Source organism: Methylobacterium sp. WL103, from assembly GCF_008039885.1.
Lineage (GTDB): Bacteria > Pseudomonadota > Alphaproteobacteria > Rhizobiales > Beijerinckiaceae > Methylobacterium > Methylobacterium cerastii.
Genome location: NZ_VRUX01000008.1, coordinates 18349 through 31669, shown reverse-complemented (window position 1 = coordinate 31669; position 13321 = coordinate 18349). Strand labels below are relative to the sequence as shown.

General features: G+C 60.5%; 9 protein-coding genes. 1 reads left to right on the top strand and 8 read right to left on the bottom strand.

Annotation, left to right across the window (positions count from 1 at the left end; translation table 11 throughout):
- Positions 1-89: 89 nt before the first annotated feature.
- Complete coding sequence (locus tag FV222_RS31800; RefSeq protein ID WP_281406859.1) at positions 90-218, bottom strand: hypothetical protein; 129 nt, start codon at positions 216-218, stop codon at positions 90-92.
- Positions 219-2211: 1993 nt separating this feature from the next.
- Here FV222_RS31800 and FV222_RS01410 point away from each other — a divergent pair.
- A complete protein-coding gene (locus tag FV222_RS01410) occupies positions 2212-4209 on the top strand; it encodes a TniQ family protein (protein ID WP_147812745.1) in 1998 nt (665 codons plus the stop codon).
- Here FV222_RS01410 and FV222_RS01405 read toward each other — a convergent pair.
- From FV222_RS01405 to FV222_RS01380, 7 genes are all read right to left on the bottom strand, one after another.
- Positions 4156-6045 carry a TniQ family protein gene (locus tag FV222_RS01405; protein ID WP_147812744.1) on the bottom strand — a complete coding sequence of 630 codons (1890 nt, stop codon included), beginning with the start codon at positions 6043-6045 and terminating at the stop codon, positions 4156-4158. The two genes, FV222_RS01410 and FV222_RS01405, sit on opposite strands and share 54 nt — an antisense overlap.
- Before the next feature lie 24 nt (positions 6046-6069).
- A complete protein-coding gene (locus FV222_RS01400) occupies positions 6070-7275 on the bottom strand; it encodes an ATP-binding protein (RefSeq protein WP_147812743.1) in 1206 nt (401 codons plus the stop codon).
- Positions 7226-9541, bottom strand: coding sequence for a DDE-type integrase/transposase/recombinase (locus tag FV222_RS01395; RefSeq protein WP_147812742.1), 2316 nt, complete (start codon positions 9539-9541; stop codon positions 7226-7228). Before FV222_RS01395 ends, FV222_RS01400 begins: the two co-directional genes overlap by 50 nt.
- 118 nt (positions 9542-9659) lie before the next feature.
- Positions 9660-10379 carry a hypothetical protein gene (locus tag FV222_RS01390; RefSeq protein WP_147812741.1) on the bottom strand — a complete coding sequence of 240 codons (720 nt, stop codon included), beginning with the start codon at positions 10377-10379 and terminating at the stop codon, positions 9660-9662.
- Positions 10380-10746: 367 nt separating this feature from the next.
- Entirely contained in the window at positions 10747-10917 is a 171-nt protein-coding gene (locus FV222_RS29270; RefSeq protein WP_187273713.1) for a hypothetical protein, read from the bottom strand.
- A 1036-nt stretch (positions 10918-11953) separates the two neighbouring features.
- Entirely contained in the window at positions 11954-12583 is a 630-nt protein-coding gene (locus FV222_RS01385; RefSeq protein ID WP_147812740.1) for a hypothetical protein, read from the bottom strand.
- A gap of 326 nt (positions 12584-12909) precedes the next feature.
- Complete coding sequence (locus FV222_RS01380) at positions 12910-13230, bottom strand: hypothetical protein (protein WP_147812739.1); 321 nt, start codon at positions 13228-13230, stop codon at positions 12910-12912.
- Positions 13231-13321: the final 91 nt, after the last annotated feature.

Here is a 13321-nt window from a genome sequence, read left to right as displayed (position 1 = left end):
GCGCGCCTCCGGGCTCTGCGATGTCGCGTCCATGCCGCCTCCCGCGGGTGCCAGCGTGTCGGTCCGTCACCCGCGGCTGGGCACTCTCGCTAGCGCGCCGCGAGGCCGACGGCGGCCAACGCCGGCGCGAGGGTGTTGGCGGCGGTCGAGCCTTGCTCCAGCGCGAGGCGGCGAAACACCTTCTCGGCGATGCCGGGCAGGCCGCCGGCGGCCTTCACGACGAAGCCCGGCGCCTGGTCGGACGCGCGCTGGATGTAGTTTGACTCGTAATCTTATCTTCCGTTTCCACTAAGTCATTGATTTCACATCACATGGGAACTCATATTTTTATGTCCACTGTTTGATTTCTATCGTTCCAAACGCCCGAATGACTCATATTTCAATTTCCTTGTTATCCGCCAAACCGAACTTTGTTCGCTGATAATTTATCGAGGGCTGCAATCGCCTACGAAGAGGCAAGTCAGGCGTCGAAGCAGCGGGATGTGAAGCTCAGGCAGTCAGGTAGGCTCGGATGAGTAGACGAGACTTCGACAAGGTTGATCGCGGCTCTGCATGCCGGGGTATGCCACTCGAGGTCGGCGGAAAAAATCAAGGCCCATGAAACTGGCGGCGATCGACGCGTAGCCGGCCGGCCATTGCGAACCCCTTCTCGCCAGGGGCAGGCCATCCTCGACGTGATGGCGAACTATATGCATCCACTCCGGGCAGGCCACGGTCGCTTCGGAGCGCTCGGGTGAAATCGCCGTCCCGGCATCATCACTTCAAAGCTTGGGTCCGCTCTCCCTCCAGCCGATGGCGAAGAACAGCCAGCAGTCGAGGACGTCGACCGATACGGAATTGAAATCGCGAACCACAACCGCCTTGCGTTTCCCGCTCCGAGGATGATTGAGCCAAGCCGCGATCCCATTGGCATCGATCCCGGCGCAGCCGCCGGGCCCCCGGGAAACCTAAAATCGAACGATCGCCATCTACGATTCGTTTGCCTTAAGTACTGTAATAAAGGCATGCCATCACAATGCTCCATTGCGCGAAGGCGACGCTTCGGCGCATCATCACAGAAGTCGCGAAGAGAAGGCTCCGATGACCCGGTTCGAGCTTACATCGACGTTCCTCCTGGAACGTATCCTTAAGGCCTAAGTGCCGCGCTCGAACCCTATTGGGTAGGCGCGCCCACAGGCCCCTACCGATACTTCCCCTTGGAACTACAAATCTACCGCGCTTAGACCGCATCTCATCCTTTCAGCAGGATGAATGATCTACGCGCCCGAAACGACCGTTCCGCAGCGGTCTAACCCGGCCCGAAGACTGCCGGCACCGACGGACTCCCAGTCCGCTCGGGTCTCCAAGCTACCCACGCCCATGAGCGTCCTCCGGAATTGGTCCCGCCGCTCGGCGAAGCCACGCCCGAAGACCACTCAAAATGCGCCTGGAGGCTACCTGCGATCACACGAGAGGCAACGAAATGAGCGTGCAGACAAACGATTTCCGCCGGCCACCACGGGCAAACCGGGCGACGGGTCCACCAGGGCCGTGGCCTCGTCGAAGCCCCCCCTGAGCGATCCAACGTGATGGAAGGAACGAAGGCGATGCATCCGAGATCACCAGCCGCAACCGCTCGAGCGAGAGGCCCACCATGCGAAAGCATAGGGGACGTCCTCCAGACGCCCCGTTCCCCTGGCCCCAGCCGTGATGGTTCGAAGGAGAAGCGAGATGAGACCCTCAGCGATCGACAGTCGATGGCCAAGCCGGTGGGCCCGAGCGCGGGGGCCACCATGCACGAGGACCGAAGCCGTCCGCCGGACGGTCCGGCCCTTGTTCGTAGCCCTCATGGTTCGACGGAGAAGCGAGATGCGACCATCGGCGATCGGAAGTCGAAAGCCAGGCAGGTGGGCGCGAGCGCGCGGCCCACCATCGCCCGGGGCAGCATCGCTGCCGCCGGAGATCTTTAACAGCATAGTGCCCAAGAAGGAGGATCACATCATGATGCGTCATAGTCGTTTCGCGGTTCCCGCGGAGATCAACCGTCCCGCCGATGTCGACTATTCGTTCACAGCGCCTGCGTTTCGGCAGGTCAGCGAAGAGGGGTCGTACAAGGCGAGCTTCCCATCGTGAAGCCCGGGTTTGAACCGGATCCGGCACCGGCCTTCGCATGGTGCGCGACGAGCCGTTGCCGGGCTCGGCTCCTTCCCCGTCCGAACAACCGCCTGCACGATGATCGCATCCGGCGACCGTTCGGACGGGGAAGGAGCTGCTGTCCCACCATCACTTCGGCGGCTTCCCACCGAAGGCTTCTATGACGTCGACATGCGACCTAGCCGCGCAACCGGAGACGAAATGGCTCACCAGAACGCTGCCCCCCTCGGTCTTCTCCGGGACGATGCCGAGAAGTGCGGATACATCGGACCTGCGGCATCGCCGGAGGTTAGGCATGCTGAGTTGCGTATACCCGACGCAAGGCTCGATCGCCCGAATCTCCAAGGAAGTCCCGATACGATTGATCCGTTCAGCGTCATCACCGGAAAGGAGAGGAAGCCCATCGGGCAAAGACATATCGTCGAGGCAGGCGGTCGAGTTGGGGCGAGCAACCCCATGACTTGTCGGGAAGGACGAAACCCGTCCGCCGCAAATACAATGGGATATGTCTACGACGCGGGTTCGGTGAGATCGTCGTGGACCTACAGAAAAGCTCCGCTACGCCTGCGCGACTATGGAGCGGGAGAGCCGGCCTACTCGTTTATTCATCGTCTGGCGTCCCGAAACGCCTATGGAGTTCGTGAATTCGCCGGCGCCTACGGGCTCGATTTTTCAGCGATCGTCCGGGGCGACCGACGAGAGGTTGGCCGCCTTTCGGCCGTGGCGGACGTCGATGCGGCCTCGCTCCTCGACGCGACCCCGGCTCGTGTGCGGGCCGGGATCTGGGTCGTTCGTGGTGAACGATTGATGGACCAGCATATCGAGCGGGGCCGGGACCGTATCTGCCCGGCCTGCCTGGCCGAAGATCGAGAAGCCGTCCCTGGAGAGATCGGTTTCGGCATCCGCCGCCGCGTCTGGTGGGATCTGAATTTTCTACACCGCTGTCCGACTCACGGGATGCCGTTGCGTGGAATGAGATCCGAAGCTTTGGTCGATCTCAAGGGCACTGCGGATGCCGCCCCGGAGAGCGGTTGCGGGTGGGAGGCCTATGTTCTCGGTCGTCTGGGTTTCACCCAGCGAACCGACGCCCAGCTTCTCGACCAGCTCAGCCTGAAGGCTGCCGTCGACATGGTCGCCACCTGCGGTGCAGTCGCCGTTCACGGAGCCGGCCTCAAGCTGCAATCCCTGCACATCGGACGAGATGCAGAGGCGATGCGTACCGGCTTTCGAGTCGCACGGAGCGATGACTCGTTCATAGCTTTCCTTAGGCATCTACGACATGAGGAGGTTGACGGATCGATGTCCGGGGCCTTCGGAATTCTGAATGCACGTTTTAGCAATACTCGAACCAAAAAGGAACCCGTTGCGAACTTGATGAAACGCTTTGAGGCCGCAGAGAAGCTTCGGCAGGAACTTCGAAGACATTCTGCAGAGACAATGGGCAAAAGTTTCGAAAAAGGTAGGGGCAAAGATCACTTCTGGATTTCTGCCGCCAAAATTTACCTCGACTTTAACTCAGACCGCATCCCCATTACTGCGAGGCCCGAGACTGGATCTATCTCTCTATCCAGGGCGCTTCGATCGAAGATCGGACCGATGAGGATCTTCGAGGCAATTCTCGACGGGCGATTGCTGCCCAAATGCCAAGTGCGCAGCTTCTCCGGCATACGCTCGATCTTCGTTTCGAGAGCCGATATCCGGAACATAGAGGCTTTGAAGGAAAAAACGAAACCTGAGTTGACAGCCGAAGTGTTCGGCAGACGGCTGAACATGCATGCCAAAAGTATCAGGAAGCTCGTATCGCATGGAATTATCCATAAAACGAATAGAAAGGCCAATCGATGCTACATTATCGAAGAAAGTGAATTTGAAATGTTCGTTCAGACGTATGTTACCGCGCGCGTAATTGGTTTTGCTCTTGGCATGCAGGCCAGCATGATTAGGAATATGTTGAAGAAAAGGTACGGAATCGAGCCCATACTTCCGAACGAGGCATGGTTGAGCCTATTCCGCCGGGCAGATCTACTCCGTTCTGGGCTGCCTGCACCCAAGATGCAGCTGGTTTCCGACGACTGAGATGGAGCCTCGCTCGACGTCGTCCGTCGCTCGTCGGAGAATTCCAATCACGCTTCGCTCGTAGAGCCGGATTTCAATCCGATCTCCGAGAGCGAGTTCGATCGCCGGGCGGCAGCCTCGTTCGGCAAGTCTGGAAAGGATGGACCTCGCACTTGTGCGGAGGGAGTGGGAAAGCTCCGTCGTCGACACGTAGCGGGTCTGGAAGCTCGCGACATCCGCCCGATCGAGCAGTCGCAGACGACGGGCATCCTTGATGGTGCGGATGTGGCCGGCGGCGACGATCAGATCGAGACCATTCCGCCGCATGCCGAGTGTCTTGCCTGCCTCCAGAGGACCTATCCAGGGGTCGTTCCTGGCCCGTGAGAGTTCCGCGATACCGGCCGAACGGATTCGGATGCCTGCAAGCCCGGGGGTCCCGACGACCCGCGCGGTGGCCACGATCTGCCCATCCAGGATCGCGCGGCAAAGCGCGACGATCCCGACCTTACGGGCGGCGCGCACGATCGACACGGAGTCCGATGGAGGAACCTCGACGACGGGCGCGTTGCCCTGCATCCGATCGAGGATCGCATCGACTTCGATCGGATCGAATCTCGGATGTCGGAAGGCCGCGAGTGCCAACGGGCCGCGTGGAAGAATATCCGCGGCGACCAGCTTGCGGACGGAAGCGGGAGTGATGCCGAGCGTACCTGCCAGGATATCGACATTGATGAAGCGCCCGACGCGGCTGGCGAGCATCTCGACCTGTCGCCGGTCGACGGTCGGTCGGCATCGTTCGTCGACGTCGCTGCGCAATCCGGCTGCTTCCAGGATCGCGACTGTCCTGTCCCAACCGGCATCGAGGCAAGCCTTGGCCCTGCTGGCGGATATACGATCCGGTGTCGGTGGTTCGACGACATGCCGCTCCCAGCCCTGCCAGCACAGTTGATTCCGCCTCACGACGTTCGCGATGCGGTTTGCCATCCAGGACTGGAGTTCGCCATCGGGCAGGGCGGCGAACCAACTGTAGAGCTGACCGAGTTGCACCCGTAGTCGATCAGGCCTGCCCGGGGCGGCCAGTAGGGCATCGATCGTCTTCTCGATACCCTTGTCGCCCGTCCGGACGGCGTGAAAGCCGGCCAGCATCATGGCTGGTCGATCGGCGGGATCCGTCTTGCCGAATCTGACGTCGCGGCCGGCGGAAACGCAGCACCCGAGCCTCTGCATCAGAGCAATGGCATCACAGAGCGGCAGGGCGTCCAGGATGGCCTCCGGCACCCTCGGGCATCCTCCGAGCCGGCCGACCACGTAGGCGTCGGCGGCGGTGGCATGCGGCTCGACGACGATCCGGGGACTTCGGGCAAGATTGGCACCGCACCGACAGACCGTCACGCGCGCCCCGGCCAACCGGATGGTTCGATCGCACTGCAGGCAACGGTCGTTCAGGCGCAGATTGTGGATGGGACAGACCGAAACGGCTGCGACCGACCACCAGCACCTCAGATGTCGCATCGGGACAGTGCCGTCGGTCTCGCATGCGGCATCATCGGCCCAGCACGCGACGCAGCAGCACTGACGTTCATAGAAGACTTGAGCAGGTTCCAGCTTCTCGCCGTTCAGCAGGATGTGGCCATCCCGCATTCGCCGAGGCGAGTATCGATCGATTCCGTCGACCGTCTCGCGCCCGAGTATCGGCACCAGGGCACGCGTATCGCCGCGGGCGAGGAGCGTCGTCGAGACGCCCCGGCCGGCGAACGGATTTGCCCGCCAATCGCAGCCGTTCGCCTCGGCCAATCGGCGAGCGTAGCCGCTTGCCGGCTCGCCTGGGATATGACGAGGACGTATCGGAAAGGTCATGGCTACCCATCTCCTCTTTCGATCTCATACCGTCCTGGCCGTCTTCTCGTAGGTGGGCGCGGACGGCTTGCCCGATAGGGAGCCACGAGTCCGCGACGGCCGCGGCACGCGGCGGCGAGGGGCCTGTTCGTTCCTGGATGCCTGAGGCTGGAACGGGTTCGATCTTTCGCCGGAACGCTTCAAGGTCTCGTGCGCATAGGCGAGATAGTTGTCGGCGACGTGCATCACGCCATCCTCCAGACCATGCTCGAGCGCGATCAGGATCAGGCGCGTGACGCGCCCGAGGATGCCGCCCGTGGACGCATGTATCCTACCTGCACGCTTCGGATCCGAAAGGTTCGACGCCTCCGGAAGGTCCATGCCCTCTTCCAGATCCGCCAGGAAATCGAGGAACTCCTGCCGGTGTTCGATCTCGCTACCCCAGCTGAACGGTTCCACCGGAAACCGCATGCGGCAACGGCGGTCCAGCTGCGGATTGGCGTCCACCGGGCGTGCGGCCTTCTGCATGCCGCTCAGCACCAGCTGCACCCGGGTCTCGACGAGCAGATCCTTGACGAGTTCCGATAACTCCTCGACCAGTTCGTCGCGGGACGAGACGGTGTGATGGAACTCGTCGATGAACAGAAGGCGGGTCTTCTGTCCGACGAGTTGCATCCTCAGTCGGTCGAGGATCTGATGGCCGTGGAGTGCCCTCGGCACCTCGGCACCCAGGGCCCGAAGGATCTGGGTCGCGAGCGCATTGGTGGACCGGGAGCTCGAAGCGTTGACGAAGACGATCGGCCGCTCGTCGCCGTCGATGCCGTCCGTCAACACGAGTCCGTAGTTGCAGATCTGCGGAATCCGCCCCGTCGTCCGTACGATCCGCTGATATTCACGCCGGATCCATTCGCGCTGAATGGTCGACTTGCCGGTACCGGAGGCTCCGGTGATCAGCAGGAGCTGACCCGGTTCCCCGCGATCGTAGGCGCGCCGGGACCGCTCGATGGCTTTGATGCCTTCGATCAGATCCACGTGGTTGTCGATGAGAACGTGCCGGGCCCTGGTCAGGATGGCCTCTGCCTCGGCGGTCAGGAGATCCGTGGCGTCGTCGGCATCCTGGCCGACGTCGTCATCCAGGCCCGAGATCAGATCGATCTCGCACTCGAGGACTTCGTCGGCGTCAGAGGTCCGGAAGGCTGCGTCAGCTGAACGATGCAATGCGGAAGTTCCTTCTGCGGCGGGTCGGGACATCGACGGCGTTCGCGGACGCCGCCGACGGTATCTTGGACTCGATGTTTGCAGGCGAGCCCGCGAACTCGACGATGGCGCCGACGACCGCGGGGAGATTTCCCGCGTCTTCGACGTTCCGAATTTCTGCAGCCCCGCGGGCCGGCGCTACGCTCGCGATCGGCCGTCGGGACGGCCGTCGTGCAGAGTGTTCGACGACCTTCTCCGGCCGACGCGGCCTCGCATGGATGGGGGATGCGTCCGCCAGATCCGGCTCGTCATCATCGCGGTGATCGACGTCGTCGAACGCGATATGGGTCGTTTCGGGATCTATGGCCTCGACGTACGTCGCCTTCATCTCGGCCAGGTTGTCGAATTCCTGTACCAGAAGACGCGCCTTCCGACTGCTGGTCCTCTGCGCGGCGCGTTTGTTGTTCCGCGCCTCCGCAGGAGCGTAGAGACGCCGCTTCGCGGCATCCATGTCGGGCTGGTGGACCCGTTCATGCTTCTTCTTGCGAGAACGCGCTTCGGCTCGGATGACCAAATGATCGTGCACCGGGCGGCCGCGGGCCGCGGGGTCCGACGCGGCGAGTACGATCCATTCACCGTCGACAAGCAGGTAGGCTCGCCCGACGTCCAATGCGTCGATCCGCATCCTGTATCGGCGCTTGCCCGGTCCCTCTCGGTTCATCAATTCCTGGAGCGCCTCGGAACCGAAGCCGTAGAAGAGGTTCATCCATTCAACGCCGGTATGCTGGATCGTAACCTTTTCCTGTACTTTCGAGACGAGGGGAACGAGGTGATCGATCGAGGGCGCCATCTCCGGATGACGGATATCGGAAAGTCTTCGCCACGCGCCAGCGGGACTATCCTCGATGCCGCCGGCCCACTCCTGCATCCAGACGTCGGCAACGAACTTGCAGACGATCCAGTTGACCTGTTCCATGGTCATTACGGCATGATCCTCGGCGCGATAATCCGAGAAGCGATCACCGTTCTTGAACAAGCTGCCGGGCATTCCGGCGAACATGCCCTGCTTCGACGTCAGAAATTGCCGTTCGACGATGCCCTTCAGATCCGGTGCTCCCGCAGGCGTATGCTTGAGGCGGATGTTCAGTTGGCCGCACGTGACGACGAGATCGTTCGAACGATAGTCGGATCCCTGGTCAGTAAAGACGACACTGGGTTTCACGGTCGCGGAGTATTCGTTCGTGATACCGTCCAACTTCGACATCCAAGTTTTCGGCATCATCGTCATCCGGAGAGCCTCCTGGATGGTTGCAAAGCCTTTTTCCAGACCGACGTACCATCCCACGATCGCACGCGTCGCAAGGTCGATGACGACGGTCAGCGTGACTTGCTTGAAGGTCAAACCCGTGGCGGGATCGCGTACGACGATCGGCAGTTCCGTCGAGTCGATCTGAACTGCCTGGCCGATCCACTCGTAGCGGGGACCGAGCGCCTTGATGCGATGCCTATGTTTCGACTTCTTTTCGTCGCCGCGGTAGACCTCCTTCTCCAGAGACCCCATACTGCGAATTACCTTGTAGAAAGACTGAATATTGGGGATCATTCCTTCGATTTCGGCTTCCGGCACGCCGGCTTTCCGGGCGACGGCGCGGATCTCGTCCCGGACATGCGGGAAGATCTTCGACGCCTTGGGCTGTTCGCGCTGCAGGTATTGATTGCGCGCGAACTCGTTCATGACCTTGACCGCTATGGGCGACAGCCGGGGAACCCGGTTGCCCTGGCGATGGCTTTGCGGGACCAGCGCCGAGCGAAAGCTGCCCGAGAGCTTGTAGCGGCGGTACCACTGGATCAGCGATCCGCCAGAGGGTGCCTGCGAGACGCCGCTGGGCTCGATATGCCTAGCCCAGCGCTTGCACCACCAATCGAGCTCCTTCGCCTTCAATACGATGTGCCGGTACTTGCGCTTCCGAGCAGCGCGAAAGGACGCGACACGGCGGGCATCCCGCAATTCAATCGCGAACTTCAGCAGGCGAACATACTTGTATCGGCGGATAGCCTCCGACTGCTGATGCTCGGCGAAGCCCGACAGGTCTCGGCGCATGTCCTCAATGAGCGTTGCAGGCAGTCCCTTGCAGGGCTCGGGCTCGATCCGCAGCCGTCGATCGACCCAGAGCATGACCAATTCGTGCCAGCTATGCGCCTTGGCCGGACCACCATCAATGGGTCTAAGCGCGATGCCGTCCTCCAATGCAGTCGTCGGCAACCAGCGAAGGCCATCGATCACCACGATATCGCGGCTGGTCAGCTTGAAGGGACCCATGTCCTACCTTCGGTTTTCGCGCTTCGCGCGGTGCATATTGGAGAAGGATCGACTGCCGCTATCTTCCGAGTCGGATCTGTCGGCTCGTTAAAACGCCACGCCTGTCGGCAGATGGATCTCAGCTCATACGAACGGAGCGTACGAGCGCTCGATCGTCGATCGGCTTCTCGAGGTCGAGTGCGACTTCGCGAAGTACGTGAAGACGCAGAACTGCGCCGAGCGTCCGTCCACCGATCCCGCTGGCTTCCCGGATCTCTGCGACCGTCTTCACCGATCGGGGAGCCGCTTTCAGTACTTCGCGTACCCGGTCGAGGGCTTCGACGTCCTCCCTGGGACCACAATGCTCGAACAACAGCTCGGCATTGCCGAAGACCGGTTGCCGACGGATCTCCATTTCGGTCCAAACCTCGAAAAGAAGATTCTGACGATCGAATTCGGTAGCAATCAGGCCGAGTTCCTCGGCCAGTGCCTCCGCCTTGACCTTGGGTTTGACTTGCACATAGATCGGCCGCGGGCGGCCGCGGCGTACGACTGCGAAGTCGGGGATATGGACCCGCCATTTCCGCGAACGCAGATCGTACCAGTCCACCTTCCGCGGCTGCGGGCGCACCTCCGTCGTGATGCCGTCCGAGCGAGCCAGCAAAAGAAAATCGTGCTCGAGCAGGGACTCGAACTCGATGATGCCTTCGAACGACGTGCCGTCGCTCCTCGATGCACCCATCAGATTTTCGAGATCGAACCACGGAACGACGCCGCAGAAGCTCGCGCGGTTCGTCTTCCTGCTCGCGGCGCGTACTCCGGTTATTCTCTGTAGTTCCTTAGGACGAAAAGCGATCATCGTCGTCGTTTCCTTCTGTTGATCGGACGCGAATGGAAGTCGTGGTGCAACTGGTCGCTCGATCGAGCCACCAAACGATCGATCAGGAGTATCGCGCCGGATGCAGTCCGCCCGTGCGCGATCGCCGGCGTAGTGGCGGCTCGTCGTGGTGGAAGGCTGGACATGGATCGGCCGGCCGCCGATTCCGACATCTTGGAGTGCACGGTGGCATTCCCGTCAGACATCTCTGGGATCGAGGGTGCGCCCCATTCATCGATTTTGGCTGCGGGAGCTTCGTGTTGCATCGTCGGTCCTCCTGAAAGTTTGGCTAGCTCTGTTGCGCATCCCGTCCCCTGCCGACGCAGAAGAGGGGAGATGCCTTCGGCGTTCAGCTCAGAAATCCATCGTCGGACCACGGCTTGCGCCGCATGCCTGTCGTCCCGATCATCGGATCGACGACCGATAGTTCTTCGAACTCGGCCTCAATAATTCCGGAGTAAACATCGCCAATTCCGACGCTGGACTTGATCCGGAATCGTCCGAAATAGGTTTTCGCCATGGGGTTCTCCTTGAGATGTCTGTTTCAAAAGATCGTCACGTATCTCCGGCAACTGCAGGGTCGGGCCCCGATGATCGCCTGAAGTCTTGAAGCTGCCGCTGATCGAAGCGCCGGGTCGTTCAATCTACTCGGCGTCCCCACCGCCACCGATCTTCGATCGAGAGCCGAGGGGTTCGATCTGAATTTAATTTGGCATGTCTTCGCCTGGCCACGTCTTGCAACGTAGCGTCGTCGTCGACTTTGCCGTCAGATCTCGATCGAACGGCCAGTCCGGCTCGATCTTCCTCGGATCGATTCGAAAGCTGTCGATCCGAGGCCGATCGTTGTAGAGATACGTTGTGGCGATAGTATTAAACACCAAGCACTCCTATTACAATTCAAATTCGAGATATTAGCCCTATAAGCCAAAGGTAATACTGAACAAGTAGTTGTCGGTTTTTTGGCTGGCACGCACTTGAACTTCGACCTGGTGATCCAAGGGCGAATTTCGAGCTCTGCTCCGGCCCACAGTGAGTTCCAGAGCTTACGAACGACATCCGGCCAGATCTCGGAGCCCGGTCCGCGACAACGGAGACGGTTCCGGAGAATCCGAAGGTTCGAGTGATGCTGGAAGTCCGGACTGGGAGCGGCCGGAATCTTCGGGTGTCGGGAGCCTCGACCGATATGCTATGGTCGTCTGGCGGCCCGCCGGTACCAGCCCAGTGGGAGCTAGGTCACCGTGCGCTGGTGGCGCGAAAAGTGCGGAAGAAACGCTGGCCGGCTGAGCGCCGGCCCTGTCCAGACAGGGGTTCGACGGTCGGCTTCAAGCCTGACGCGCAAGCTTCCGCATAACTGGTGGAAGTTCGAACCGGGTCATCGAACGGGTCCTTGAGGCAACTTTTTGGAAGATGCCTTCAGACCCTTGGCTCTGACAAGCATCATTTCAGATCTTGCCGAGACATCGTTACCCGTTGCTTGGCGGCAGCATTTAACAAATGTGGAAAATTGCGCCTATAATTGCTCCCAAGGCCATCACCTCGCTCGAGGTGACGACGCTTCAAACGAAGGTTGCGCGCATCGTTCCCCGCTCCAGAGGCTGGAACCGTGCCGCACGTTTGATGGGCGTATCCGGCGCGAGATGTGACCCGACCTCGACTTCGGCCTGGCCTGAACAGACCAGGGCGAGAACGATGTCCACCGAGTCGGCATCGTTGCTCTTCACACATTCGATGAGCCGCCCAAGAGGCACTCCGCCGGGGCTCTCGGACAATTCGCGTAGGATCCTGATACGATCGCCTGGGGAGATCTGCACCATTCGAGTGGCCCAGATCTGCCGCGCCACCGAACAACGCGGTTCGTCGAGCACAGTCGAACGATCAAGGGTGAGCGTATCCGGAAGCGAAGCGTAGACGCCGATGTCGATCGCGTCCGGTGCCGCGACAAGGAGCCGACGGCGATCTTCGAACCAGATGAAAACTTTGAACGAATCTTGCGACTGGCGCTCAGCCGGGACCGGTTCGATGAAGGAGATGCTTGGGTCCAGCGTGGCCTGGATCAGCAGGTCGCGGTGCCAACGTCGGGGATAGGAAACGGCCGACGTGGTCTTAAACGACCGGAAGCCAGGACGATCTGGTTTTGTGTTGATGATTGAGGGGGATAGTGCGGGGGACCTTCGTCGTAGCGACATTGACGCGACTCCACTTCGAGTCCGATCGGAAACGTGCATCCGCACCGTGACGGCTACTCGTCGACCGGGAATTCCGAGGGCTGCCACGCCTGCATCGATCGTAGAGGTCGTTGTCGTGGACCTCGGTCAGGCGCTGATGTTCCGTCTTTGAACCCGGAACAATCGGACTATGAAGGCCAAAATGGCCTTTCACAACGCATTTTCTTCAATTTTCCAATTCTGTGAATGTCGGTATCAAATGTAAAGATCGGTATTTCTACAAAGATCATATTAAGTAAATTGTGCTGCTGCGATTTTTAAAAATGGAAGCTGGTGCAAGGCAACAGTCACTGTGAGCCTTTTTTTGCCAACCAACTTTCCACGCTCCTAATGAAGGCGTCGCGCCGATCCATTCCGGCGGCAAGACACAGATGGTCGAGTTCTGCCGCGACAGCGACGCCAAAGTCATTCGGTTCAATTCGTTCGATCGGAAACTCGAAGGGTTTTTCCAGTCGCGCCATGAGGTCTAGAAGGCGGACCACTTCCATCGGAGGCCCGGAAGCAGCCCAGTTGTGGACCGTACGGAGAGCGACGCCATTCTCTCGCGCGAAGCCCGTCTGGGTCCGGTCGAGCCGTTTCAATCTTCTTTTGAAGTCGGATCCGTTCATGCAGTGCGTTCAAGGAACCGATGTTCGAGACTGCTACCTCCCGGCAGGATGCCATCGCAAGGTCGTTCCTTCCAGTGGCATTGTCGCTTCT

Bases quoted from the DNA above. Each gene is read 5' to 3' on its own strand.
- FV222_RS01410 (WP_147812745.1), top strand. From the start codon at position 2,212: ATGATCGCATCCGGCGACCGTTCGGACGGGGAAGGAGCTGCTGTCCCA.
- FV222_RS01405 (WP_147812744.1), bottom strand. From the start codon at position 6,045: ATGACCTTTCCGATACGTCCTCGTCATATCCCAGGCGAGCCGGCAAGC.
- FV222_RS01400 (WP_147812743.1), bottom strand. From the start codon at position 7,275: ATGTCCCGACCCGCCGCAGAAGGAACTTCCGCATTGCATCGTTCAGCT.
- FV222_RS01395 (WP_147812742.1), bottom strand. From the start codon at position 9,541: ATGGGTCCCTTCAAGCTGACCAGCCGCGATATCGTGGTGATCGATGGC.
- FV222_RS01390 (WP_147812741.1), bottom strand. From the start codon at position 10,379: ATGATCGCTTTTCGTCCTAAGGAACTACAGAGAATAACCGGAGTACGC.
- FV222_RS29270 (WP_187273713.1), bottom strand. From the start codon at position 10,917: ATGGCGAAAACCTATTTCGGACGATTCCGGATCAAGTCCAGCGTCGGA.
- FV222_RS01385 (WP_147812740.1), bottom strand. From the start codon at position 12,583: ATGTCGCTACGACGAAGGTCCCCCGCACTATCCCCCTCAATCATCAAC.
- FV222_RS01380 (WP_147812739.1), bottom strand. From the start codon at position 13,230: ATGAACGGATCCGACTTCAAAAGAAGATTGAAACGGCTCGACCGGACC.